Consider the following 24,921-nt stretch of genomic DNA (forward strand, 5'->3'; position numbering starts at 1 on the left):
ATGGCTTTTTTTTGATTAATGATTTTCTGAGGCATGATTGATGGTGTATTTTGGAATTTCGACTTCCAAATCTTCAGTCACAACTTTTACTTGGCAAGACAAACGTGAATCTGGCTCTAAGCCCCAAGCACGATCAAGTAAATCTGCTTCAACATCATTCATTTCATCAAGGCTATCAAAGCCTTTACGAATAACCACGTGGCATGTGGTACATGCGCATGACATGTCGCAAGCATGTTCAATCTTAATGCCGTTTGCAAGCAAGCTTTGACAAAGGTTGGCATTTTCTTCTACTTCAAACTCAGCACCATCTGGGCAAATTTGTGTATGCGGAAGAACTTTAATACGTGGCATAGTAATTCACCTGTTTTATTTCTGTGAGTTTGACCAATCTTCAAGTTTGGTGCCTTTAAGTGCATGATCGATATGACGATTCATGCGCATAGCAGCAAATTCATCGCTATGCACCTTAAGCTTGGCGGCAGCTGCTTCAATTTGAGCAATATCATTCGATTGTAATTGTTGCTGAAGCGCTTCTCTCGCTTGAACAAGTGCTTTTGCCTGCGATGAATCGAGTAATTCAGCATCGGCTTTCAATGCTTGTTCGAGTGCTTCGAGTTCGCGTTGTGCTTCAACTTTGGTTTCTTGCAAGTGACGAAGATTTTTATCTTCTTCGGCATGCTCAAAACCTTCTAACAATAGGCGTTCTGTATCTGCAGAAGAAAGCCCATAAGATGGTTTAATATCGATCTGTGCTTTGACGCCGGATGTGGTTTCTTGCGCAGAAACATTGAGCAAGCCATCTGCATCCACTTGAAACGTAACTTCAATGCGTGCCTGACCCGCAGTCATTGGTGGAATACCATACAGTACAAACTTACCCAGAGAACGACAATGTTCAACCAGATCACGCTCGCCTTGAACCACATGAATCAACATTGCAGTCTGGCCATCTTGATACGTGGTAAATTCTTGGCGGCGTGCCACAGGAATTGCAGTGTTACGAGAAATCAGTCGCTCAACCAAACCACCCATCGTCTCTAAACCTAAAGACAATGGCGTAACATCCAATAGAAGTGATCCATCTTGTGTATTACCAATCAATTGATTGGCAGTGATCGATGCACCAATTGCCACGACTTCATCAGGATTGATTGAACAGAGTGGTTCTTGTTTGAATACTTCACGCACCACATTTTGAACGGCATACGAACGTGTAGAACCACCCACCAAAACCACTTTCTCAATCTCATCTAAACTGAGTTTTGCATCACGTAAGACACGTTTACAAACACTAATGGTTTTATCAAGTGCAACTTGAATAATCGACTCAAAATCACTACGGGTAAGTACGATCTGATGATCCAGTGCTTTAAAGGTCACTTCAGGCAATTCAGAAAGTTGTTCTTTTGCACTACGTGCAGCCACAATAAAGGCTGCATATTCGTGATCATCGAGTGATTCAATCTGTAACTGTTTTTTCACCCATTTAACAATGAGTCGATCTAAGTCATCACCGCCTAAAGCCGTATGTCCACCAGTGGCCAGTACTTCAAAAACACCTTGTGAAAATCTTAAGATGGAAACGTCGAATGTTCCGCCACCCAAGTCGTAAATCACATAATTGTGGTCTTGAGCTAACTGGTTTTCTTGATCTAAACCGTATGCAATTGCCGCCGCAGTGGGTTCGTTCAATAAACGCAACACGTTTAATCCAGCAAGCTGGGCAGCATCGCGCGTTGCCTGACGCTGTGCTTCATCAAAATACGCAGGCACTGTAATTACAGCACCATTAATCGGATTTTTTAGGCTATCTTCTGCGCGAAGTTTGAGCTGAGTCAAAATGGCTGCAGAAATTTCGACTGGCGTTTTACGCCCTTGCGCCGTTTCAAATGCAGGCATTTCATTGTCATTACCCACCAGTTTGTACGGGTGCTGAAACTTAATATCCGCTTTTGAGCGCCCCATAAAGCGCTTGACCGAAACAATGGTATTTTGCGGATCAGTAGTCAAAAATGGTTTGGCATCGTTGGCATATTCAATCGACTGATCGGCGTAATGCACAATCGAAGGAAATAAGACATGGCCTTTTTCGTCCTGTAACACTTTGGCTTGCCCAGAAAGAACTGTTGCAACCAAAGAATGTGTTGTTCCAAGGTCAATACCAATCGCAATGCGATGCTCGTGTGGGGCACTTGATTGACCAGGTTCAGCAATTTGCAAGAGTGCCATGTAAAATCCCTTGAGTAAATCTATGCAGTAAAATTAAAAGTCGTCATCAAGATCGAAGCTATCTTCATCAAGTAGCTGATCTTCTGCTTTGTCTATATCGTTTAAGACTCGTTGAAAAAAACGTAATTTTCGTACGGTGTCACGTGCTTCCGACCAGTCTTCATCGTTATAGTCAATTTTAAATTCGCGAATAAGACCATCGATCCATTGATTCACTTCATTTTTGAGTAAATCAAGCTCAGATGGAGTCGAGGCTTCATCAAGCTGCTCTCTAATTTCGAGTGCAGATTGTAAAAATTCAAAATCATGAATAGATTGGTCGAGGTGATGATCTTGTTTTTTCAACGCCAACATATAGGCAGCACGACTATCGACATTACTTAAGGTTTTGTAAGCCTGATTAATGTCACTAGATTGAATAAGCGCCTGTTCTTTATCTACAGCTTTATCTGGATGATACTGCTGTTGTAATTTCAGAAAATTATTTTTTAAAGCGACTAAATCAATGTCGAGTGCTACCGGTAAGTCAAACAACTCAAAATGATTCATGGGAGATGAATTCCGAAGTTAATCATAAATTAAAAACAGTGAAGATCACTGTTTTTAATTAAGAAGAAGGGAAGGTTAAGGATTAAACGGTAAAGGATTCACCGCAACCACATTCACCTTTTTTATTTGGATTATTAAATTCAAAGCCTTCATTCAATCCATTTTTGACGTAGTCCATCTCCAAACCTTCGAGATAAACTAGACTTTTTGGATCTACAAACACTTTTACACCATGCTGTTCAAAGATTTCATCGTGCTGATTAACATCATCGACAAACTCAAGCACGTAAGCCAAACCGGAACAGCCAGAAGTTTTCACACCCACCCGAATGCCTTCGCCTTTACCACGGTTGAGCAAATAGTTGCGCACATGAGTTGCTGCATTTTCAGTTAAGTGAATCATGAAAACTCCGTTGTAGTGCTAATTAAGCTTTTGATTGCTTGTTGCGATAATCGACAATTGCGGCTTTGATTGCATCTTCTGCAAGTACTGAACAGTGTACTTTTACAGGAGGTAATGCAAGCTCGGTTGCAATATCGATATTTTTAATCGCTTGTGCTTGATCAAGCGTCTTACCTTTTAGCCACTCTGTTACCAAAGAGCTTGAGGCAATCGCAGAACCACAGCCATAAGTTTTAAAGCGTGCTTCTTCGATAACGCCTTCATTATTTACTTGGATCTGTAAGCGCATTACGTCGCCACATGCAGGAGCACCAACCATGCCAGTGCCTACATTTTCAGCATTTTTGTCTAAAACACCAACGTTACGTGGGTTTTCGTAATGATCAATTACTTTTTCGCTATAAGCCATGTTGCTTCTCCAAACCTCGGGGTCAGCCTAATATTAAATATGAGGGTTAAAACACCGATTTCAATTAAAATTAGTGTTCAGCCCATTCAACCGTAGAAAGGTCGATACCTTCCTTGTACATATCCCAAAGCGGAGAAAGTTCACGAAGTTTCTCAACAGCGGCTTTGGTTACTTCTAGCACGTGATCAATATCCGCTTCTGTGGTGTATTTACCGAAGCTAAAACGAATTGAGCTGTGTGCAAGTTCATCCGACAAACCAAGAGCACGTAATACATACGATGGCTCAAGCGTAGCAGATGTACATGCTGAACCACTTGATACAGCAGCATCTTTTAATGCCATCATCAAGGATTCGCCTTCTACAAAGTTAAAACTTACGTTAAGGAAGTTTGCAACGTTTTGTGTCGGATGACCATTTAAGAAAACTTGCTCTAGACCTTGCAAGCCATTCCATAATTTGTCACGTAAAACACGTAAACGCGCTTGTTCTGTTTGAATACTTTTTCCTGCAAGTTCAAACGCTTCACCCATGCCAACAATTTGATGTGTTGCCAAAGTACCTGAACGCATACCACGCTCGTGACCACCACCGTGCATTTGTGCTTTTAAACGAACGCGTGGAGTACGACGAACATAAAGTGCACCAATACCTTTAGGGCCATAAGCCTTATGCGCAGAGAAGCTCATCAAGTCAATTTTCATGGTCGAAAGATCGATTTCGACTTTACCTGCTGCTTGGGCAGCATCGACATGAAGGAATGTTTTATTGGCACGTGTAAGTTCGCCAATCGCAGCAACGTCAGTTACCGTACCCAATTCGTTGTTGACCAACATAAGTGAAACAAGAATGGTGTCTGGACGAAGCGCAGCCTTCACCATCTCAGGTGTAATCAAACCTGTACGTGGCTCTGGCTCTAGATAGGTGATCTCAAAACCTTCTTCTTCTAGTTCGCGGCATGGATCAAGCACAGCTTTGTGTTCGATTTTGCTGGTAATAATGTGCTTACCTTTCGAACCGTAGAATTGTGCGATACCCTTAAGCGCAAGGTTGTCAGATTCTGTTGCACCAGAAGTCCAAACGATTTCGCGTGGATCTGCTTTAATTAAATTGGCAACTTGTTCACGTGCATATTCAACTTTTTCTTCAGCTTGCCAGCCATATGCATGTGAACGTGATGCAGCATTACCGAATGTGCCTTCAAAAGTAAGACATTCCATCATACGTTCCGCTACTTCTGGAAGAACGGGAGTGGTGGCTGCATAATCAAGATAAATCGGACGTTTCATGTCAAATACCTGTAACCGAAAGAAGCGGTGAATCGAAATGAACTGAATTTTGACGTAGTGCAACGGTTTGAACGTTGTCGCGTGCGATCAAGTCAGCCAGTGTGATTTTTGCTAAGTAATCGGCAATGTGGTGAGAAAGTTCTTGCCATAAGTCATGTGTTAAGCACATTGCACCGTTTTGGCAGTTGCCTTTATGGTCACAACGCGTGGCATCGACAGTTTCATTAACTGCTTCAATGATTTCTAAAACCGTGATTTCGGCAGAGTTGCGTGCCAAGTGGTAACCACCATTTGCTCCGCGAACACTCGAAACCAAGCCATGACGCTTGAGTTTTGCAAAGAGTTGTTCGAGATAGGCCACTGAAATGGATTGGCGAGCTGCAATTTCTGCTAGCGTGATCGTTTGTTCAGTTGGCTGCAAGGCTAAATCAAGTAAAGCAGTCACTGCGTAGCGACCGCGAGTTGTAAGACGCATGATTCGGTACACATGTTGAGACTAGATAATGGAATTTTATGAATCCTGACTAAATTAGTCAAGTTTTTTCACTGTCATTTAAATCGCTTTAGATAATCAGATTTTTCTATTAGTTGTAATTCAGCCACGTAGTATACACCAATAACAAAACCAAAACGATTGTCGTAATACCAAAGCCGATATTGGTGATGCGCTGACGACGCTCCAAGCGACGTAAACGGTTTTTATATTGTTTTACTTCGACAGTTAGCGTGTTGATATGGGTGCGTTGCTGATCGATCTTGTCCAAGAGGGGAGCGATTCGCTTTTTTGAACCTAAAATATCATCTGGAGAAGCCGGTTGGTTTAACCATTGTTTCCAGTCTGCAAAAAGCTTAGGTACACTAAAGTGAAGAATGATATCTTTGAATTGTTCTTTAAGCTGTTCGTCGCCTTCAATACGCATTTTTTTGATGCTATAGCGATTACCCACAGACAACACTTTAAATAAATCCATTAAAGTCGTATTGACGGTAAGATCTACTGGATGCTCTGGCGCTTTATAATCGAACAAAATGCCTTTTTCACAAAACTGCACATAACAGTCGAAATAAGGAAGATAGCTGTTGATGCGGATGGTCACTTTGTTCTGAACAAACTTTTTTGCTTGCAAAGCAATGACACCGTCGTTCTTTAAGATAAAAGTGAAGACAGTTTCAAGGATGATCAAAATAATATTGAGCAACAAATAACTTTGTTCTTTTCTTTGTTGCGCTTCGCTCATAAAAAGTGAATCCTTAGATAACGCATGTGTTGAGTAATACAGCTCGATATAAAAATCAATTTAGTTTGCTTTGTAGAACACTTTTAATAAACGATCAAGTGCTGGCTTGTTATTATAGAAGTATTTTTAATACAAATCCGACAAAGTGATGCGAAAGTAATCAGGAGTAAAGACGAATGGAAAAAAAATCAGTCAATGCAGATGATCTAGACAATGAATCAGAAAAAAAATGTGAAAAAATAAAAGCTTCTCGAAAATCGGCTTTAGATTTTAGAAAATATACCAAGCAGATCTGGTTGGCTGGTTTAGGGGCTTTCTCACGTGCAGAGGAAGAAGGGAACAAGCTTTTTGACTCATTGGTCAAAGTTGGAGAAGAGCTTGAGTCAAAAACCCAAGATGTTGCCGATCAAACTGTACATCGGGTAACTGAAAAAGCCAAAGAATCTGTCGTCGATACAAAGGACAAAGTTGAAAAGATGATTGACCATAGTGTCCATCATTCGCTGAATCGGATTGGTCTTGTGACTACAAAAGACGTTCAGCATCTGGAGCAAATGTTAGTACAACTTACGGCAAAAGTTGATTTGTTGATACAAGAAAATCAAAAGTTGCAAGCGAAATTAAATGAAAAGTGAGAAAAAACTGATTTTGGCAAATTTCTTCATAAATTCGTCGTTATTTTAACTAAAACAGCTTAGGTAGTATTGCGTTTCCCCCTAAAGCATTGCTATAAAGGCGTCATGGCCTTTTTAAACTTCAGCCTTGGATCTCAAATAAACGAATTAAGAGGACGTTACCTTCATGAATAAATCAGAATTAATTGATGCGATTGCGGAGAAAGGGGGATTGTCTAAAACTGATGCTGGTAAGGCATTGGATGCGACTATTGCTTCTGTAACAGAAGCGCTTAAAAAAGGTGATTCTGTCACTTTAGTAGGTTTTGGTACATTTAGCGTGAAAGATCGTGCTGCGCGTACGGGCCGTAACCCAAAAACTGGTGAAGAGCTTCAAATTAAAGCGACCAAAGTACCAAGCTTTAAAGCTGGTAAAGGTTTAAAAGATTCTGTTGCTTAATCTTTTAATAAAATTAAACGCGCCATCTTAAGGCGCGTTTTTTATTAAAAAAAGATGCGTCTCTGAGTGTTTCATACATTCATTCAATAGCGTTTTTCAGTTAAAATCCCTCCGAAATAAAATATTGGAATATTTATGGAATCGTTTCGTAAAGTCATTAAGGGTTGGCTTGGAAAAGTCCTGCTGATTTTGTTTTTGACCCCTTTGGCGCTCGTGGGAATTGAAGGCTATTTTGGCGGGGGAAACAAAGCAGATGTTGCTAAAACGGTAAATGGTCAAGATATCTCCAAAAAGGATTTGGAAAATTTAACCAAAACCTATAAAGAACAGTATTTGTCGCTAGTGAAAGGTGATGAAACCTTATTAAATCAATCGTATATTCAAGAAAATGCGCTCAATACCCTTATTGCTCGTAGTCTATTGTTACAGCAAGCAGAAAAATTAGGCATTTCTTTGAGCGATGCACAAATTGAACAAATGCTGGCTCAGCAACCAAGTTTCCAGGAAAATGGTAAATTTTCTGAAACCTTATACAGCAATTACTTGCGCTCGGTTGGCATGACCAGTCAGGCATTGATCGCAAGTCTTCGTCAAGATCATGCTTTGAAAATGCTGACGTCAAGCGTGGTCGATACAGCACTGGTGAGTAAACATGATCTCCAGCAAGTTGCTGTCTTACAAACAGAGCAGCGTACGTTGCATTTGGCTAGCATTAAACTTGATGAATATAAGAAGAATATCAGTGTAACCAATCAAGAAATTGCTGACTATTACAATGCACATAAAAACAGCTTCAAACAGATTGCAAGTGTAGATGTCGACTATATTGTGGTTTCACCATCACAGATAACGACGGCACCGGCTGCGGTTACTGAAGCAGAATTGCAACAGGCTTATAGCACTTTTGTAGAAAATCAAAAGAAAGATGCCAAACGAAATGTAAAGCACATCTTGATTACTTTGGATAACCGAACTGATGCACAAGCATTGAAACTGGCCAATGATGTTTATGCCAAGATTCAGGCTGGAACTTCATTTGCTCAGGCCGCGCAGCAGTATTCAGATGACACCAGCTCAAAAGCTAATGGTGGTTTAGTCGATGCTTACCAACCGGGTGTCTTCTCGGCAGATTTCGATCAGGCAGTCCAGTCATTGAAAAATGGTCAGATTTCCAAACCTGTGAAAACGCAATATGGTTATCATATTATTCAGGTTGAAACGGCTCAGCAAAATGTGCCTTCGTTTGAGGCAGAAAAAGCCAGATTAACTGCTGAATCACAAAAGTCTAAAGCAGCAAATGCATACTCAGACACCATCAATCGTTTAAATGAAATGGTGGTGAGTAGCGATGCATTAGATTCAGTTGCTCAAGAAGTAAAAGGCAGCAAAGTTGAAGCACTCAACGGCGTCACAGTTGGAACGCAACACCCACTATTGAGTCAAGCCAGTGTCAAGGCAAAACTCTTTAGTGATGATGTAAAGAACGGTGATCGTAATGCATCGACCAACATTCAGTTGGCCAATGGTGATACGATTTGGGTGAAAGTCCGCAATTATCATGCAGCAGGTGTAAAACCTTTAGCCGCTGCAACTGCCCAAGTGCGTGCTAAACTCATCGAAGATAAGGCCTTTAAAGCTGCTCAAGCAAAAATTCAAACGATTCTGAATGACTTTAAAACACAACCTGCGGCACAAGTGGTTGCAAAAAGTGGTTTACGTTTTGAAAATGCAGGAGTATTTGCTCGCTCTCAAGGCCTAAAACGCGAAATTGAACGTACAGCATTTAGCCTAAGCGCACCAAAAGCCGGTATGTGGTCTGTAGCTGCGACTAAGCTACCCGACGAAATGGTTGTGGTTGCCGTATCTGATGTCAATTCAAAAGCAGTTGATGCATTGAATCCAGAGCAGCTTCAAGAGTTGAATAAGCTTTATCAACGTTTCCGCGGACAACAGGAATTGGATGATTACACCCAATATCTGAAGTCTCATGCAAAAATAAAATAAGTTTCAATCAAAAAAAGCGCCGAAATGGCGCTTTTTTTATTCGACATTTACATTAATACTTTGTCGATACTGTTTGGGTGTTTGTTCAAACTGTCGCTTAAAGGCTTGACTAAATGCAGTTTCAGAAGCATAACCCACCTTATGGGCAATTTGCTGAATATTGAAGTTGCTGGTTCTGAGTAGTTGGACCGCGAGCCGTAAACGATGTTGCTGTAAATAAGCCAGTGGTGTTTCGCGTAGTACACTCTGAAACAAACTGGCAAATTTTGAACGCGACATACAGCATTGATCTGCGAGTGTTTCGACCGTCCAAGGCTGTTCGGGATATGCATGAATTGCCGCTAGAGCGCTAGACAATTCTGGATGTTTCAGTGCAGTAAGCCAGCTTTCTTGATCGTCAAGCTGTGCAATATAATCGCGAACACATTCAATGAAAAGAATACTCATCAAATGATCAAAAATTTTATCTCGACCCGGTTGAATCCGCTGCGTCTCGAGTGCCACAAAATACAACCCGACGCGTAGCCATTCAGGCCCAGTCGAACTCATGGCATGATGAATATGAAGAAATGCAGGTAAAGCATCGAGTAGTGGCCCAGCCATATGCATATCAATATGACTACGCACAGTAAAGATCAGGGCGTGTTCATTTGATCCAGAGCCGAATTCAATCGCGTCATTGAGATGACCATTGAATAGATGATCAATACTCATGCTGTCAATCAGCTTACTCTGCCTATCATTCGAGACGTGATGTGCTTTTCCAGAGGGAATCAGCACAATATCGCCTGCCTGTGCTTCAACCTGCGTGCCATCGGTGATGTAAAATGTTGCACTTCCCATCAAGATGATATGAGTCACCAATGCATCTTGTGCACCGCAATGAAAAGCCCATTCACCTTGGGTTTTAAGGTATAAATATTCAGACTTATTTAAATGAATATCATCAAAGATTTTACTCAGTGCATCCATACCGCGTTTCAGATTCTTTTTATGTCTTGATTATATTACGTGATTTTCTCATCTACATGTGATTTTAGGTCATTGAAATGGATGAAAATGCCAAAGACGTTTAAATAGGTTTTTTGGACGCCTACGACTGTTTTAACGGCGCAGAATACATAATCATAGCTTTAACACAAGGCAAGAAAAAGAAAGGATGCACAATGAACGCACCAGTGAAAGTGGACCCGTCTTTAGAAGACGCCATTCAGGCAACTAAGTCGATGCGTGAGATTGATCGCAAACGCTATTTATGGATGATCAGTCCTGCGCTTCCAGTTTTGGGTATCGGAATTTTGGCAGGCTATCAATTTTCTCCTCGTCCGATCAAAAAGATCTTTGCATTGGGCGGTCCATTACTTCTGCACGTAATTATTCCGACGATTGATACGCTGATTGGCAAAGATGCCAGTAATCCGAGTGTGGAAGAGATCAAACAACTCGAAAATGATCCCTATTATGCTCGGTTAGTCAAAACATTCATTCCTTTGCAATATATCGCCAACGTATATGCTTGCTATCTAACGAGCCGTAAACAAACATCCTTTTTAGATAAAATCTTACTCGGCATTTCAATGGGGGCGATTAATGGCATTGCCGTGAATACAGCACACGAATTAAGTCATAAACAGGATCGCATTGATCATCTTTTATCACATCTGGCTTTGGTTCCGACTGGCTATAACCATTTTCGGATCGAACATCCTTACGGGCACCATAAACGTGCGGCAACCCCAGAAGATCCCGCGTCATCGCAAATGGGAGAAACCTTTTATGAATTTTGGCCACGCACCGTATTTGGTTCACTTAAATCTGCGATCGAAATTGAAACAACGCGTCTAAAACGTAAAGGTAAAAAGTTCTGGTCGAAGGAGAATGAACTGTTGCAAGGCTGGGGTATGAGTGCTGCTTTTCACAGCAGTATGCTGGGTATATTTGGTAAGGGGACACTGCCTTATTTGGTGACTCAGGCATTTTATGGCATTAGTTTATTTGAAATTATTAACTATATTGAGCATTACGGTCTATTACGGCAGAAAAAAGAGAATGGTCAATACGAACGAACCATGCCTGAACATAGCTGGAACAATAATAATATTGTGACCAATTTATTTTTGTACCAGTTACAGCGTCATTCTGATCATCATGCTTATCCAACACGACCATTTCAGGCGTTACGCCATTTCGATGAAGCACCTGAGTTACCAAGCGGATATGCCAGCATGTTATTGCCAGCCATGATTCCACCACTTTGGTTCAAAATGATGGATCAGCGTGTGCTGGCGCATTATAAAGGCGATTTATCTAAAGCCAATATATATCCTAAACGCCGTGCCAAATTGTTTGCAAAATTTGGTCTAACCGATCCAACGCAATCATCTGAATAAATAAAAAAGCCTCATTAGAGGCTTTTTTTAAACTTAAAAAATTGGATTACTTGAGCTCGCTGGACGATTTACCGAGTTCTCGCCGTGCAATAATGAGTAACTGAATTTGTTGAGTTCCTTCAAAAATATCCAGAATTTTTGAGTCACGCGCCCATTTTTCGAGTAGTTCATCTTCGTTATAACCCAAACCTGCCGCGAGTTCGACGCATTTTAGGGTGATTTCATTACAAATCCGTGCAGCTTTGGCTTTTGCGATTGAGGCCTCTTTCGAGTTGGGTTGTTTATTGTCAGCCATCCATGTCGCTTTAAGGGTCAATAAACGGGCCGCTTCCCATTCAGCTTCCATTCGATAGACCTGCGCCGCCAAATGAGAAGTCTGTAAATAGGGGGTGCTGTAATGCGAATCGAGATGATCTTTTAACAGTATTTTAATGCGCTCAAGTGATGCCTTGGCACATCCTATGGCCATAGCAGCAACCAGTGGGCGGGTGTTATCAAAAGTTTCCATAACTCCTGCAAAGCCTTTGGCAACATCGATCTCGGCATTGCCAAGCAAGTTTTCGGCACCAATTCGACAATCGACAAAACTAATTGCAGCGGTATCTGAGGCCTTAATTCCAAGTTTATGCTCCAGACGTTCAATGGTCATGCCCGGCGTACCTTTAGGCACCACAAACGACTTAATTGCAGCTCGACCCAGCTTTCGATCCAGTGTTGCCCAAACCACCACGGCATCAGCACGAGCACCCGATGTTACATATATTTTCTCACCATTTAAAATGTAGTGATCACCGTCTTTTACTGCGGTGGTTCGAATGGCAGCGGAGTCAGAGCCACAATTGGGTTCGGTAATGGCCATTGCAGCCCAGATGCCTTTAAAGCGTTTCAGTTGTTCGTCATTCGCTACTGCTGCAATTGCAGAGTTACCAAGTCCTTGACGCGGCATACTGAGCAGTAATCCGGTATCGCCATAGCACATTTCTATAATACCGAGTGCGGTTGACATATTGGTGCCGTTTCGAATGCCTTCTCGATTTTCATCGCCGCGTTTGCTCGCACCCGCTGCGCCTGCATTGATTCCGTCACCACCTTCATTCATGCCGTCAATCAGTGAGGCAATCATATCGAGTTCTTTAGGATAGGCGTGCTCAGCTTTGTCATATTTACGTGAAATGGGGCGTAAAACATTGACTGCGACATCATGCGCCTGACTGACCATCATTTTAAATTTTTTGGGAGTTTGTAAGTTCATGGCATATCCTTTCTTCTGCTTGTCGTGTGTTTATGCATGTAAGCCCGAGTGAACAATCGCAGTTGCGCGCAAATCTCGATACCAGCGTTCGACAGGATGTTCTTTGGTAAAGCCATGACCGCCCAGAATTTGCACGCCATCTGTGCCGATCCGCATGGATTTTTCGGCACACAATAAACGAGCCAAGTACGCTTCACGATGAAAGGATTGACCAGCTTCTGCAAGACTGGCCGCATTCCAAACCAGCATCCGCATTGCATCAATCTCTATCGCCATATCGGCCACCATAAATGCCACACTTTGACGATGCGAGATAGGTTCGCCAAAGGCGATCCGATCATTGGCATAGTCAATACAATAGCGTTTGACCGCCTCGCAAGTGCCAACTGCCATGGCACACCACATCAAGTTACCCAAATCGACAAATGCACTGTAGTCAAAATCATCGTCACCTAAGCGCTGGGCAGGGGTCTGCTGAAACTCAAGTGTTACCGTTTCAGTCGCTTTTAAACCCATCGCCGGCGATGACTTTATGGCAATGGTGTCACTTCGCTCAACTACAAATACATCGGGCTGGCCCTCAAGCATGGCACTGACGAGGTAAAGATCGGCATGCTCACCTAAAAGCACCAGTGTTTTTTGTCCATCCAAGTAAAAATGGTCACCTTCACGCTTGGCTGTCGTTTTAAGCTGGAACGGATTAAATGCGGCAGTATTCTCTTGCGTTGCAAAAGTGGCTTTTAACTGACTATCTTCAGCAAAAGCGGATAAATAACGTGATTGAATGCTTTGTGATCCCCAGCGAGTGATCGCATTGATGGCACTAAAGCTGCTTAAAATCCCTGCGGCTAGACTAAAATCACCTTGCGCCAGATCTTCTGCAATTAAAATATTACTCACAATATTTTGCTCACTGGCTACACCTCCTGCAGCTTCGGGAAGGGCGTAATAATTCAGGCCAAGTTCATCTAGATATTGCCAAATAGTTTCGGGGAATTGTCCGTCATGATCAGCTTGATGTGCATGTATATAAAGCACTTCCTGTGCAAATTTGCGCATGGCTTCGCGCGTCATGGTTTGTTCTTCGGTCAAACTCAAATCAAATAAATCTTTGTTTTGCCGAGGCAGGCGCTGTCGATCAATTGAGTTGGATTTAAACGTTTTCTGCGCTTTTGAAAGCGCCTTAAAGCCTGTTTTTGAACCTTGATAAAGTGATCGCTCTACAAACTTTCTAAGTTTGAGTTGATCAAGTACGTCACTTCCTGCAAGTTTGGTAATCAATGATAGTCCTAAACCTTGCGCCTTACTCACCATATTTGACATTGCAAACTCCGTTGCCCTGAAGGGAATACGAACTATGCTGACATGCTGTAAAAGTAAAGACTATGTCATGGATGACAGGTGAAAAAAATTCGACTAACGGTAAAAGACAATTTTTTATTTTTATAAGTGTATGAATATTATGGAATTTAATCGATTTTTGAAAATGAGCTTTTAACGGAATTGACTAGGATGACAAATGTCATCCTAGTCAATTGAATCATTGAACAAATTTTTGAATCATACGGCGAACATTGGTTTTGGCTTCAATCACGGTCATAAAGGTGTATGCACCAATGAATTTACGGCTAATAAACATAAACTCTTTAGGCGGTACAGAAAAATAACGCGAGGCCATCGATTTGCTGGCTTGTTGCATCACACGGCTATGTAGCTGGCTTTTTTTCCAGTCATAGCGGTTATCCTGATCCATCAGACCTTCTGGCATGTCTGGATTATTTTGTGGTGAACTGAAAGCTTCAGTTGCCAGCAAGAAAACCTTGGCCATATCTGGCTTGATGCTTTGCGGGATTGAGTCAAAGAAACCGTAACCTGTCATGGCTGCAACCATTTCTTCACTGCTGTGATGATAGCCAGCCTGAATCAAATTACGTGCAACGTTGAGCAGATGATCATCGAATTGGCGGATCGCACCAAAATCGAGTAAAACAATTTTGTCGTTGATGTCCTCGCCATTGCCCAAACGTACCAAATAGTTGCCGAAGTTTGGATCGGTCTGCATTTCTCCCCACTCAAAAATCTCGCGGACAGCAATTTCAAGAGAGGCTTCACCCAATTGATTACGGCGTTCTTGTGGCAAAGACAACATCACGGGGCTATTAATTGGGACGCCACGTTCATAGGTCATGCATAAGATTTTGCTTGTACAGTAGCGATCGACAATTTGAGGAACAACATAACGTGGATCGCTTTTTAAGCGCTCTGCAAAGCGACGCGTAGTTGCAGCTTCAATATCGTAACTCACCTCACGGTGCATCATTTCTCTGACTTCTTCAAACCACTGATCAAACTCACGTGTTTGCGGCACCATGCGGGTGAGTTTCAGCATGTTTTTAAACAGGCTCATATCCGAGTCAATAGCTTCGGCCACACCTGGATACTGAATTTTTAATACCAGCTCTAGACCGTCAGATTTACGTGTTGCGCGGTGAACCTGTGCCAATGAAGCGGTACCGATAGGTTCATGATCAATAATAAGATCATCCAGCTTACTGCCCAGTTGCGTTTGTAAATGCGATTTGATTGCAGGCCAAGCCAATGCGACGGTCTGGTTATTGAGGGTATTGAGTGCCTGAGTAATTTCCTCAGGTAGAAAGTGCTCGCCGTAGAGTGCCATCATCTGGCCGATTTTGACGATAGAGCCTTTCAGCTTGCCAATTTCAGAAACCAAATAATTGGCTTGCTCGGTCATGGCTTTTTTTCTTTTCTTTTCCTTTTCTGCTTCACTTGAAAACATTGAGCTTGCACTTGCAGTGGCCCAGCGCGTGCCTGCGAGGAACGAGGCTTTTGCGATCGATAAGCGTCGATCCATCGAAGAAGTTTTTAAATTCTTAAGCTTATCGTTCTGATTTGACATATAAAATCCTTTGCTGAAACACGCAGAAAAGTAATGAAGACAATTGTAACGAATACTACAGGCTCTAATCGTATTAAAACAGTCATAGGCTGTTTAAAAGATGAAAAGTATTACTGCAATCAGACGCTGAAATTGAGGGTATCGTATTTTAAGGCAATTTTGTAAGTGAATAAAACTGAATTGTGATGAACTGCAGTCGATTTATCTGAATTCATTCAACTTTTTCACCAAGTATTGTTATTCAGTATCCAGCTTGACTACATCGCATACTGAATCTTGATCTGGTGACGCTGTTTGAGTTGAACCTTGTTAGCTTCAATATGCTTGGCAATCATGCTCTTGACCAAATCGTGAGTAAAACCCAAGGCGTATCCTTTTACAATAACAATACTAGGGAGTGTAAAAAAGAAGTATCGGGCATCGTCCAGTGAAGGCTGATCAAAAATTTTGTGTTCTTGCAAGGTTTCGCAAAAGAACGTTTTTTCATTTTGCACATGATGTGAAGCGTTGTCACTCCAGTACTTTTCACGCATTGCCATAAGATTATTATGCTTATAACTCATATCGGATGTACCTCTAGATGGATCAATCAAAACTTATCACATTATTCGCTCAGATGAGTTTAATCAACTCAATGTGAAATCTTTGCGAAGCGTGTTGGTCCGCTGTTGATGAAAGTCCACAAGTAAATGAACAGACTATAATGAGTAAATTACAAAGAAAAAAATACAGTGATGAAGATTAAGCCATGAACATGGTCATGTTTAAGCTACATCACTGTATGGCTGAAATCATGAATTATTTTAATCGTTGAGTAGTTTTTCTGTATTGCCGCGTTTGACCGAATAGCGGCTATAAAAATAAATCACGAGCCCGAGCAGGTACAAAATACCAGACAACAATAACAAAGACAGACCTGCAGCATATAACAGCCACACCGCATATAAGGTTGCGATACCGGCAATAAAAATATGTTTGCCACGTTTGTGGCGTGCAGATTCTTTCAGATAAAAAGCAGAAACCAAAAAGTAAGGCAACAGGATCATGACCGATGAGATCAGTAAAAGCTGGGTGTAGTTTTTATTGAAAAAACATACTGCAATCAATGAAAGCTGTACCACAATCGAGGTCAGCCACAATGATGTAATCGGTACATTATTGGTATTGGTTTTTAAAAAACTTTTTGGAAAGGCGCCATTTTTTGCAGCCAAAAATGGAATTTCGGTTGCAAATAAGGTCCAGCTTAAGTAGGACGAAGAAACTGAAATAATCAGTCCCAATGTAATGACAATGGTACCCGGCAAACCAATCAATTGCGCAAGGATACTGGCCATAGAGGGATTATGCATGCCTGCAATCTCTGCACGTGTATTGATACCATATGACAATACCGTCACCATGACATAAAAGCCCAGTGCCAATAACACACCCAGTAGAGTTGCTTTACCGATATCGTTTCTACGTTTGGCGCGTGACGACAGGACAACGGCGCCTTCGATACCTGTAAATACCCAGAGCGTAATCAGCATGACATCACGCACTTGTTGCCATACTGGCATTTGTAAGGATGTATCGAGAAAATTTAATTTGAATAGTTCAAGCTTGAACGCCACAAACGAAAACAAAATAAATACGACAAGTGGCACAATCTTGGCAATTGTTGCCAGCAAATTGACCAAAGCCGCTTCTTTAATGCCTCTACTAACCAGCCAGTGCACAAGCCAGACAAAAATGGATGAGCCTATAAGCGCATATAGGGTATTGCCTTCACCAAAGTAGGTATGTTCAGGCGTATCGGTAAACATACCCACCGCAGAAAAAGCAATGACCACATAGCCAACAATCCCGACAGTGGTACAGAGCCAGTAACCCCAGGCAGAACAAAAGCCGATCAAATCGCCAAAGCCTTCGCGTGCATAGTTGTAAATCCCGCCATCCAGATCTGGACGTTGACGGGTCAAATGTAGCAAGGATATCGCCAGAAAAATAATACCGACGCCAGTGATCAGCCATGCAAACAGTAAAGCAGAACCATTGGCAACAGCAGCCATATTTTGTGGCAGACTAAATACGCCTGAACCGACCATGGAACTAAACACCAAGGCGGTGAGGGAGAGTAAACCAATTTTAGAAGTGGACATGCGGCTTAGTCTTGAAAAAATTGAGAGAGTTTCTGAATATGTTCAGGACCAATACCACAGCATCCCCCAATCATACTGGCGCCAGCATCTTGCCATTGTTTGGCAAATTGCAAATACGCGTCTGGATCTAAGTCTTTTCTGATTTCATCTAGACCATCATTGGCTGTGGCTTCACTGTTTTGTGGCGGAAATGCATTCGCATAGGCACCAATTTTAATGGTGTCTGGAATGAGTTCACGAATTTCTTGAATCGCTTGAAGAATGACTTCTGGCTGACAGCAGTTGAACAGTACGGCACTGACATTTAGTGATTTAATCAGTTCGGCAGTTTCTGCGATGCTTTCGCCAGAACGTAGCTGTGCAGCAGGAAGCGCCTGATCATCTTGGAGGGTAAAGGAAACCCAGAATTCACGACCGTCTTGAGGTAAAAGCTCACGAACAGTACGAACTTCTGCCAAACACGACTGAGTTTCTGCAAGCCATAAGTCAACGTCAGGCGACAATGCTTCAATAATAGGGCGTGCCAAAGTGGCTGCTTCATCTGCCTGAAATAAATCGGCGCGGTAAGAACCAAAAAGTGGAGGAAGACAGCCCGCAATCTGCACCGCAGCGCCACTTTCTTCAACTGCACGTTTGGCCTGAGTAGTGGCAACCTTGACTAAATCAGTGACCTCTTGATCAAAACGGTCTTGACCAATATGAAAAGGTACAACTGCATAGTTGTTGGTGGTAATGACTTCAGCGCCTGCACGAATAAAATCTAGATGAACCTGCTTCACAATATCAGGTGCTTCGGTAAGTGCCAAAGCTGACCATTCAGGTTGTCTAAAAGGTGCACCACGACGAGCCAGCTCGCGCCCAAATCCGCCATCTAAAATTTTCATAAGATCTCGAATACAAAAAAAGTTGATTATAGAGGATATAAGCATCGCCACCTGTGTAAAAAATTGACAACTGGGGGTATGCTTATAAAAAAATAAGCAATTTATATGAATATTTTAGATAAAGAAAGATTAATTTGGTTCAATCCTCTTAATGAAAGATGACCCAGATTCATCGATCAATTTCAAGTGCATGACCTCGGCAATTGAGATACAACTGTTGATTGTGCCACGCGATTTGTCCCGATACGATGGTGGTGGCGACGCGATACTGAAAACTTTTATGCTGAAAAGGGGTCCAGCCACAGTGCATGTAAATCGGCTGCTCGGCAACGGACCATGGATTTTTTTCGACTAAAACCAGATCGGCCCAATAACCTTCTCGAATATAGCCGCGCTCTTTAATTTTAAATAAATCGGCCACGCGATGTGAGGTTTTGTTGACCATATCTTCGATACGCAATTGGTCTGCCGCAACCAGCTCAAGCAATGCAGGCAGGGCATGCTGAACAAGGGGTAAACCTGCTGGTGCATTAAAGTAACTGTTTTGTTTTTCATCCCAAGTGTGCGGAGCATGATCTGTACCAATAATATCTAACAAATCACTTGATGAAAGAGCTTTAATCAAGGCATCTCGATCAGTTTTTGTTTTGATTGACGGGTTACACTTGATCAGATGACCGAGCTGGTCGTAATCTTGGGCATCAAAATGTAAATGATGAATACATACTTCAGCCGTTATGTGCTTTTCATGAAGCGGTTTATTTTCAAAAAGTGATAATTCTTTGGCTGTGGTCAGGTGCAGTACGTGCAATTGTGTTTGATATTTTTTTGCCAGCTCGACTGCCATTTTTGAGCTTGCGTAGCAGCAAGCTTCATCGCGAATCAGTGGGTGGAGATGCGCAGGAACATTCTCACCATATTGCGCCCGATACAGCGCCTCATTGGCAGTGACTATGGGGCTAGATTCACAGTGCGTGAGTAAAATAGTGGGAACATGAGCAAATAAAAACTCAAGCGCTTTTGGATCATCTACCAGCATATTGCCAGTAGAAGAACCCATAAAGACTTTCACGCCGCTGACCAGCTTTGGATCGAGCTGCTCAATAATCGACAGGTTGTCTGCACTTACACCAAAATGAAATGCATAATTGCCATGACTCGAGCGCGCTGCAATTGCTTTTTTGGCATTCAAGGCATCTAAGTTTAGCGTAGCGGGCTTGGTATTGGGCATGTCCATGAAGCTGGTAATGCCACCTACAGTTGCTGCTGCCGACTCAGAGGCAATAGTGCCTTTATGTGGCGCACCTGGATCACGAAAGTGAACCTGATCGTCAATCATGCCGGGCAGTAGCCAAGCGCCATTGGCCTCGATCTCTTTTGCACGATGTATGCCTGTAATCGAGGACTGTATTTTGGAAATACGGCCTTGCTGAATCAAAACATCACAAAATTGGCTATGACCTTCATTGACCAGATGTGCGTTACGAATAATCAGGTTGGGTAAGGCATTAAAACTCATTAGATAATGCCTTATATCCTTGAACCAATTCAATGTTGGTGGTCACCACGCTTTCTGAAAATTCGGTAATCGAGACGTCAATTGGGGGATACGCCGCCAAGTCGGTTTTGGCGTTGATATAACTCATGGCAGGGACATAGAAGTTAGGCGGTAAATCACGACCATCGACAACGGCATTATGACGAATGGCGCTGTTATTACCGATTTTGCAATTAAATAGTACACTGTTAAAACCGACAAAAACACGCGCACCGATGACGCATGGCCCATGAATAATCGATCGGTGCGCAATTGATGAGTTTTCACCAATTTGAACGGCTGCACCGGCTTTTGAATGAATAACCACACCATCTTGAATATTCGAATTTGCACCAATCACGATCGGTTCCATATCACCATTTTCATCGGTTTCATCTGCACGAATGACAGCGTAAGGCCCAACAAACACATTGGCGTGAATGATGACTTTGCCACAAATGATGGCAGTCTGATCAATGTAGGCAGATTGATGAATTTGCGGCAAATGGCCTGATGGGTTTTTACGAATCATAGTCAATATTATTAAGCAGTGAATAAATGGGAGCTACAGTGATCTGTATTATTGTTATGTTATAACATAACAATAAATTCAATCAAGTCATTCAATCTTTAATTTTTGGCCTAAAATGTTGTTCATTCGTCCTTTGATTCAGGAATGGGCTTGAATTTTAATTGCACGCATAATCCATTTAAAAGATTAGACGTCTTAAATTGCATAGATGCATCGAGTGACTGCAATGCGGTATTGACAATCGAAAGCCCTAAACCACTTCCTATTGCATTATGCTGAGTTTTTTCTAAACGAACAAAACGTTGCAACACATGGTTGTATTGATGCTCTGAGATTCCCGGGCCATTGTCGTGGATATCGACACAGATCATTTCATGATCGTATGAAACTAAAATACAGACCTGATTTTTGGGTGGGCTGTATTTAATGGCATTATCGATGAGGTTGATAAATATACTTTGCAAGGTATTGGGGCGCGCCAAAATCATCACTTGCTCGAGAGCGGGCTCAATACTGACTTGAATTTCGATTTGTTTTTTACGCGCATTGGCCAATAACTGACCGACACTTAAGCGAAGTGCATTGACCAGATTGAGTGACTGTAGTGGCTCATCTTGCTGAATTTCCTGATGTGCCAAACTCATGAGCTGATCGACCAGATGTGACATGCGTTTCAGACTCAGAGATAGATCATTCAGATTTTCTTGATAAAACGGATGATCTTGTGGTGTTTTAAGTAAAAGTGAGGTTTGTAGCTTTAAAGCAGTCAGTGGCGTTCGAAGTTCATGAGCAGCATTGGCAATAAACACTTGCTGCTGATTTTTTGCCTCATCAATGCGCTTAAACAAATAGTTGAGTTCATCTATGGCTGGGCGGATTTCCATCGGCAAATGATCAATTTTGACCTCTGACAGATCGGTGTAATTGCGCTCTGAAAAGGTACTACGAAGTTTGGTGAGCGTTTTAAGGTGATGACGAATCAAACGATATACCCCATAAATACCAAATGGCATAAAAAAGATATACGGAATCAGCATGTTAAATGCCAATTCTTTGGCCAGATGTCGCCGAACTTTGATTAACTGACTAATCTGAATTTGCTTGTCTTTGGCAGGATACACATAAATTTTAAGTTCGCCGCGGATGGTTTTTTTTCTTGTGAAATATGGGGTAGAGGAGTATGGCAAAATATAGTCGTATTGTTGGCTTAGTTTTGCAAGTTCGGTATCTTTAATAATATCAATAAAGACATCGGTTTCATCATACTCAGCTTTAGGATCATAAGTAGATAAGCGTAATGACAAGTCGTTTTTATCGAGAAATTCCGCCATTTCCTGCATTTGGCGATCGATTACCTCCTGAGATTCTTCTAATGCAATTCGATACGCCGCAATTCCGATAAAAAAAAGCAAAAAAATACTGAAAAGCGAAATGCTCCACGTCATACGTTGGCTGAGTGGTTTTTCGCGATAAAAGGATCGAAGCTGACTGAACCTGAATTTCAGGCCTCGGTGGTCATTTGTCTGTGCTTTCAACACAATAGCCTAAGCCTCGCACATTTCGGATAAAATCTTTCCCTAGCTTTTGTCTTAAATTATGAATATGGACCTCAATGGTATTGCTGTTCACTTCATCATCGCAATCGTAGAGTTTTTCTTCGAGCATATTTTTAGAAAAAATCTGATTGGGATACATCATCATTGGTTCTAAAATGGCCCACTCTTTATTTGAAACATTAATGGGCTGGCCTTCTTTGAGCAGTCGATGTGTATTTGGAAAAAGCTGAATCTGACCCACTTTAAAACTAATTTCACTTAAAGAGGAATAATTACCGCGTCGCAAAACGGATTCAATCCGTGCCACTAACTCATCAAAATCGTAAGGCTTGACGATATAATCATCTGCGCCGAGCTTCAAACCCTGAATCTTTTCTTTACTCTGATCGCGGGCACTGATAATAATCACTGCCAGCTTGTTTAGCTCCATTTTTTTACGAATGTGCTTGAGTACGTCTAGGCCGTCAAGTTCCGGCAAGCCCAAATCGAGTAAAACCAAGTGATAAGTCTGGCGAAATAAAAAATCGAGTGCCTCGATGCCATTTTTGGCCCAATCGACTTCAAACTTCTCATGCTGAAGCAGCTTGAAAGTCGTTTTACCGATCATGACATCGTCTTCTATGTATAAAATTCTGATCACGCTACAGTTTACCTCTGCATTGAGCGGTCAAATCCAAGCTTGAATCCAATACCTGTGTTCGAATATGCAACAAGCCCAACACGGTTGGAAACAAATTATCTTGACTGACCGGATTATTTTTTTGTCCGTTTAAGCACTGCTTGATTGTTTGTTGCTGTGGCCATGTCGTTGAAAACCAGAATAACATAGGAATGTGCGTTTGTTCTTTCGGCGCCATAAAATAAGGCGTACCGTGGAGATACAATCCATTTTCACCAGTCGATTCACCGTGATCCGATAAATACATCAGACCTGTCGAGACCGGTAAAGCATCGAGGGTATGAATCAATGTACTCAGTACGTGATCGGTATACAAAATGGTGTTGTCGTAGCTATTGATCAAGCTTTCGCGTGAGCAGTTTTGAATATTGTTGGTGTCACAGGTCGGCGTAAATTTTTTAAAAGCAGCAGGGTAGCGTTTGTAATAAGCTGGCCCATGGCTCCCTAGTTGATGCAATACAATCAATTGATCTTTTTTGAGCTGTTTTAAGTCAAGCGCTTTAAGATAATCCTTTAAGGCATCGATTAAAATTCCGTCATAACATTCGCCGTCTTTACACTCATTTTTGTAACGTGGATCATCTTTAGGCGAAATATAATGTTGTATACGATCACATGCGCCTTTGCAGCCCGAGTTGTTGTCAATCCATGTCACTTCATAGCCTGCGCGCTGTACAATATCTAACAGGCCTTCACGATGACCCGCCAATGCTTCGTCATACGCGCTACGCTTCATGCCTGAAAACATACACGGCACTGAAACTGAGGTTTGCGTACCACAAGAGGAGGCTTGAGTAAAATTTACCAGATCAAGTTTACTTAGCTCTGGATTGGTCGGTTTGTGATAACCATTTAGGCTAAAGTTTTCTGCACGCGCTGTTTCACCCACCACCAGCACCATAATTTTAGGTGCATGTGCACCCACAGTATGTACGATGTGTGCATCTTCACCGTATTTGACCAAAGGCAGATCGCGTTTTTTATATTGCCGGCGGGAATAACTCCAGCTACTCGAGATCACATTTAGCGGTGAAATCTGTGCTTTAAGCTCTCTATTTTCGCGAAAGATCGGCGCATATTGGCTATAAAAAGAAAAAAGCCCAGCACCTATGATAAAAAGTGCTACAGCCAAGCTGCCGAATTTACCAATCAACAAATGCTTAAGGTTATTTGCTGGCTTGATTTGAATAAATAAAAGACCAATTAAAGGTACCACAATGATTTTAAGTACCCATAACAACAGGGGTATAGAGAGCAAATCCAAAGCTTCACGCGTATCGGTTTGCATGACATTTTCAATCTGCGCGGTATTGACATTTACACCGAGTTGATTGACAAAGTAAGAGGTTAACCCCGTTAATACAATCATGATCACAGCGACAGTTTTGGCAGATGCTCGCCAACTGATCAATTGTAAAAAGATAAAATTTACGCCAGCAATCAGTAAAAATGTGGCACTCATAAACAGTACTTGCATCAAACCGTCAAATGCACTGAGCTGCAAAACTTTATGATAAAAACTGCCATTGGTAAAACTGGCCAACCAGCAAGCCAGAACAGCATTAAAGGTGTGTATCGAGACACGCCATTGTTTGTTTGGTGTTAAAGCGGCAAACATATTTTGGTCTTTAAATGTTCATTGAGATTCTAGGTATATTAGAAAACTCAAAAATTAAGAAAAAATTAGATTTAGAATGAATTCACGATCTTCTCATTGTTAGAAGTTACATATTTTCAAGTGCTTAATATAAGAAAATGGCCATTTTGATCGATCTTTTGTCTTGTAGAAAAGATATTTGAAATTTTTTTAATGATCATTTGTTTTTAGGTTTTTGT

At 41.8% G+C, this 24,921-nt stretch carries 24 protein-coding genes; 4 read left to right on the top strand and 20 right to left on the bottom strand.

The window, feature by feature from the left end:
* Positions 1-15 precede the first annotated feature (15 nt).
* From fdx to QLG00_RS08750, 8 genes are all read right to left on the bottom strand, one after another.
* Complete coding sequence (gene fdx / locus QLG00_RS08715; protein ID WP_004936847.1) at positions 16-354, bottom strand: ISC system 2Fe-2S type ferredoxin; 339 nt, start codon at positions 352-354, stop codon at positions 16-18.
* Between the two features lie 15 nt (positions 355-369).
* Positions 370-2,232, bottom strand: coding sequence for a Fe-S protein assembly chaperone HscA (hscA, locus tag QLG00_RS08720; protein WP_282470809.1), 1,863 nt, complete (start codon positions 2,230-2,232; stop codon positions 370-372).
* A 33-nt stretch (positions 2,233-2,265) separates the two neighbouring features.
* Positions 2,266-2,781: a Fe-S protein assembly co-chaperone HscB gene (gene hscB, locus QLG00_RS08725; RefSeq protein WP_004936852.1), complete on the bottom strand. Its 516-nt coding sequence runs from the start codon at positions 2,779-2,781 to the stop codon at positions 2,266-2,268.
* 82 nt (positions 2,782-2,863) lie between these two features.
* Positions 2,864-3,184: an iron-sulfur cluster assembly protein IscA gene (gene iscA, locus QLG00_RS08730; RefSeq protein WP_004936854.1), complete on the bottom strand. Its 321-nt coding sequence runs from the start codon at positions 3,182-3,184 to the stop codon at positions 2,864-2,866.
* Positions 3,185-3,206: 22 nt separating this feature from the next.
* Entirely contained in the window at positions 3,207-3,593 is a 387-nt protein-coding gene (iscU, locus tag QLG00_RS08735) for a Fe-S cluster assembly scaffold IscU (RefSeq protein WP_004936858.1), read from the bottom strand.
* A gap of 70 nt (positions 3,594-3,663) precedes the next feature.
* Entirely contained in the window at positions 3,664-4,881 is a 1,218-nt protein-coding gene (locus tag QLG00_RS08740) for an IscS subfamily cysteine desulfurase (protein ID WP_004936859.1), read from the bottom strand.
* Position 4,882: 1 nt separating this feature from the next.
* On the bottom strand, positions 4,883-5,356 hold the full coding sequence (locus QLG00_RS08745) for an Rrf2 family transcriptional regulator (RefSeq protein WP_004946658.1): 474 nt from the start codon (positions 5,354-5,356) through the stop codon (positions 4,883-4,885).
* Positions 5,357-5,465: 109 nt separating this feature from the next.
* Positions 5,466-6,119, bottom strand: a complete 654-nt coding sequence (locus QLG00_RS08750) for a hypothetical protein (protein ID WP_055414549.1) — start codon at positions 6,117-6,119, stop codon at positions 5,466-5,468.
* A gap of 176 nt (positions 6,120-6,295) precedes the next feature.
* Between QLG00_RS08750 and QLG00_RS08755 the strand changes: the two genes are divergently transcribed.
* From QLG00_RS08755 to QLG00_RS08765, 3 genes are all read left to right on the top strand, one after another.
* Positions 6,296-6,754, top strand: a complete 459-nt coding sequence (locus QLG00_RS08755; RefSeq protein WP_048763749.1) for a phasin family protein — start codon at positions 6,296-6,298, stop codon at positions 6,752-6,754.
* Positions 6,755-6,920: 166 nt separating this feature from the next.
* Positions 6,921-7,193, top strand: coding sequence for an HU family DNA-binding protein (locus tag QLG00_RS08760; protein ID WP_004936869.1), 273 nt, complete (start codon positions 6,921-6,923; stop codon positions 7,191-7,193).
* 135 nt (positions 7,194-7,328) lie between these two features.
* Positions 7,329-9,197 (top strand): SurA N-terminal domain-containing protein, encoded by a 1,869-nt coding sequence (locus QLG00_RS08765; RefSeq protein WP_282470810.1) that lies wholly within the window; start codon positions 7,329-7,331, stop codon positions 9,195-9,197.
* A 36-nt stretch (positions 9,198-9,233) separates the two neighbouring features.
* Here the strand turns inward: QLG00_RS08765 and QLG00_RS08770 are convergent, their stop codons facing one another.
* The gene (locus QLG00_RS08770; RefSeq protein WP_004936875.1) at positions 9,234-10,169 is read right to left on the bottom strand and encodes an AraC family transcriptional regulator; all 936 of its coding nucleotides are present in this window, start codon (positions 10,167-10,169) and stop codon (positions 9,234-9,236) included.
* A 194-nt stretch (positions 10,170-10,363) separates the two neighbouring features.
* Between QLG00_RS08770 and QLG00_RS08775 the strand changes: the two genes are divergently transcribed.
* Positions 10,364-11,587 (top strand): alkane 1-monooxygenase, encoded by a 1,224-nt coding sequence (locus QLG00_RS08775; protein WP_025094888.1) that lies wholly within the window; start codon positions 10,364-10,366, stop codon positions 11,585-11,587.
* 46 nt (positions 11,588-11,633) lie between these two features.
* On the opposite strand, the gene QLG00_RS08780 is transcribed toward QLG00_RS08775, so the two are convergent.
* The 11 genes from QLG00_RS08780 to QLG00_RS08830 form a co-directional block, all read right to left on the bottom strand.
* Entirely contained in the window at positions 11,634-12,839 is a 1,206-nt protein-coding gene (locus QLG00_RS08780; protein ID WP_025094889.1) for an acyl-CoA dehydrogenase family protein, read from the bottom strand.
* A gap of 30 nt (positions 12,840-12,869) precedes the next feature.
* Positions 12,870-14,153, bottom strand: coding sequence for an acyl-CoA dehydrogenase family protein (locus QLG00_RS08785; RefSeq protein ID WP_171076836.1), 1,284 nt, complete (start codon positions 14,151-14,153; stop codon positions 12,870-12,872).
* A gap of 226 nt (positions 14,154-14,379) precedes the next feature.
* Positions 14,380-15,756 (bottom strand): AarF/ABC1/UbiB kinase family protein, encoded by a 1,377-nt coding sequence (locus QLG00_RS08790; RefSeq protein WP_104124794.1) that lies wholly within the window; start codon positions 15,754-15,756, stop codon positions 14,380-14,382.
* A gap of 257 nt (positions 15,757-16,013) precedes the next feature.
* A complete protein-coding gene (locus QLG00_RS08795; protein WP_048763756.1) occupies positions 16,014-16,319 on the bottom strand; it encodes a hypothetical protein in 306 nt (101 codons plus the stop codon).
* A 240-nt stretch (positions 16,320-16,559) separates the two neighbouring features.
* A complete protein-coding gene (locus tag QLG00_RS08800; protein WP_004936887.1) occupies positions 16,560-17,897 on the bottom strand; it encodes a basic amino acid/polyamine antiporter in 1,338 nt (445 codons plus the stop codon).
* 5 nt (positions 17,898-17,902) lie between these two features.
* Positions 17,903-18,781: a homocysteine S-methyltransferase family protein gene (locus QLG00_RS08805; protein WP_004936890.1), complete on the bottom strand. Its 879-nt coding sequence runs from the start codon at positions 18,779-18,781 to the stop codon at positions 17,903-17,905.
* Between the two features lie 169 nt (positions 18,782-18,950).
* The gene (locus tag QLG00_RS08810) at positions 18,951-20,300 is read right to left on the bottom strand and encodes a dihydroorotase (protein ID WP_282470811.1); all 1,350 of its coding nucleotides are present in this window, start codon (positions 20,298-20,300) and stop codon (positions 18,951-18,953) included.
* On the bottom strand, positions 20,290-20,850 hold the full coding sequence (locus tag QLG00_RS08815) for a hypothetical protein (protein ID WP_004946685.1): 561 nt from the start codon (positions 20,848-20,850) through the stop codon (positions 20,290-20,292). The genes QLG00_RS08810 and QLG00_RS08815 overlap by 11 nt, the downstream gene beginning before the upstream one ends.
* A gap of 122 nt (positions 20,851-20,972) precedes the next feature.
* On the bottom strand, positions 20,973-22,295 hold the full coding sequence (locus QLG00_RS08820; RefSeq protein WP_151796308.1) for an ATP-binding protein: 1,323 nt from the start codon (positions 22,293-22,295) through the stop codon (positions 20,973-20,975).
* 70 nt (positions 22,296-22,365) lie between these two features.
* The gene (locus QLG00_RS08825) at positions 22,366-23,046 is read right to left on the bottom strand and encodes a response regulator transcription factor (RefSeq protein WP_025094897.1); all 681 of its coding nucleotides are present in this window, start codon (positions 23,044-23,046) and stop codon (positions 22,366-22,368) included.
* A 1-nt stretch (position 23,047) separates the two neighbouring features.
* A complete protein-coding gene (locus QLG00_RS08830) occupies positions 23,048-24,703 on the bottom strand; it encodes a phosphoethanolamine--lipid A transferase (protein WP_025094898.1) in 1,656 nt (551 codons plus the stop codon).
* Positions 24,704-24,921 lie beyond the last annotated feature (218 nt).

The sequence above is a fragment of the Acinetobacter sp. V89_7 genome (genome assembly GCF_029967895.1).
In the GTDB taxonomy this organism is placed as follows: Bacteria; Pseudomonadota; Gammaproteobacteria; order Pseudomonadales; family Moraxellaceae; genus Acinetobacter; species Acinetobacter soli.

Coding starts and splice junctions, on each gene's coding strand:
- QLG00_RS08810 (WP_282470811.1), bottom strand. CDS start 20,300: ATGAGTTTTAATGCCTTACCCAACCTGATTATTCGTAACGCACATCTG.
- QLG00_RS08830 (WP_025094898.1), bottom strand. CDS start 24,703: ATGTTTGCCGCTTTAACACCAAACAAACAATGGCGTGTCTCGATACAC.
- hscA (WP_282470809.1), bottom strand. CDS start 2,232: ATGGCACTCTTGCAAATTGCTGAACCTGGTCAATCAAGTGCCCCACAC.
- QLG00_RS08745 (WP_004946658.1), bottom strand. CDS start 5,356: ATGCGTCTTACAACTCGCGGTCGCTACGCAGTGACTGCTTTACTTGAT.
- QLG00_RS08795 (WP_048763756.1), bottom strand. CDS start 16,319: ATGAGTTATAAGCATAATAATCTTATGGCAATGCGTGAAAAGTACTGG.
- QLG00_RS08760 (WP_004936869.1), top strand. CDS start 6,921: ATGAATAAATCAGAATTAATTGATGCGATTGCGGAGAAAGGGGGATTG.
- QLG00_RS08755 (WP_048763749.1), top strand. CDS start 6,296: ATGGAAAAAAAATCAGTCAATGCAGATGATCTAGACAATGAATCAGAA.
- QLG00_RS08820 (WP_151796308.1), bottom strand. CDS start 22,295: ATGACGTGGAGCATTTCGCTTTTCAGTATTTTTTTGCTTTTTTTTATC.
- QLG00_RS08790 (WP_104124794.1), bottom strand. CDS start 15,756: ATGTCAAATCAGAACGATAAGCTTAAGAATTTAAAAACTTCTTCGATG.
- QLG00_RS08775 (WP_025094888.1), top strand. CDS start 10,364: ATGAACGCACCAGTGAAAGTGGACCCGTCTTTAGAAGACGCCATTCAG.
- QLG00_RS08800 (WP_004936887.1), bottom strand. CDS start 17,897: ATGTCCACTTCTAAAATTGGTTTACTCTCCCTCACCGCCTTGGTGTTT.
- QLG00_RS08780 (WP_025094889.1), bottom strand. CDS start 12,839: ATGAACTTACAAACTCCCAAAAAATTTAAAATGATGGTCAGTCAGGCG.
- QLG00_RS08750 (WP_055414549.1), bottom strand. CDS start 6,119: ATGAGCGAAGCGCAACAAAGAAAAGAACAAAGTTATTTGTTGCTCAAT.
- QLG00_RS08770 (WP_004936875.1), bottom strand. CDS start 10,169: ATGGATGCACTGAGTAAAATCTTTGATGATATTCATTTAAATAAGTCT.
- QLG00_RS08785 (WP_171076836.1), bottom strand. CDS start 14,153: ATGGTGAGTAAGGCGCAAGGTTTAGGACTATCATTGATTACCAAACTT.
- QLG00_RS08765 (WP_282470810.1), top strand. CDS start 7,329: ATGGAATCGTTTCGTAAAGTCATTAAGGGTTGGCTTGGAAAAGTCCTG.
- QLG00_RS08805 (WP_004936890.1), bottom strand. CDS start 18,781: ATGAAAATTTTAGATGGCGGATTTGGGCGCGAGCTGGCTCGTCGTGGT.
- fdx (WP_004936847.1), bottom strand. CDS start 354: ATGCCACGTATTAAAGTTCTTCCGCATACACAAATTTGCCCAGATGGT.
- QLG00_RS08815 (WP_004946685.1), bottom strand. CDS start 20,850: ATGATTCGTAAAAACCCATCAGGCCATTTGCCGCAAATTCATCAATCT.
- iscU (WP_004936858.1), bottom strand. CDS start 3,593: ATGGCTTATAGCGAAAAAGTAATTGATCATTACGAAAACCCACGTAAC.
- iscA (WP_004936854.1), bottom strand. CDS start 3,184: ATGATTCACTTAACTGAAAATGCAGCAACTCATGTGCGCAACTATTTG.
- QLG00_RS08740 (WP_004936859.1), bottom strand. CDS start 4,881: ATGAAACGTCCGATTTATCTTGATTATGCAGCCACCACTCCCGTTCTT.
- hscB (WP_004936852.1), bottom strand. CDS start 2,781: ATGAATCATTTTGAGTTGTTTGACTTACCGGTAGCACTCGACATTGAT.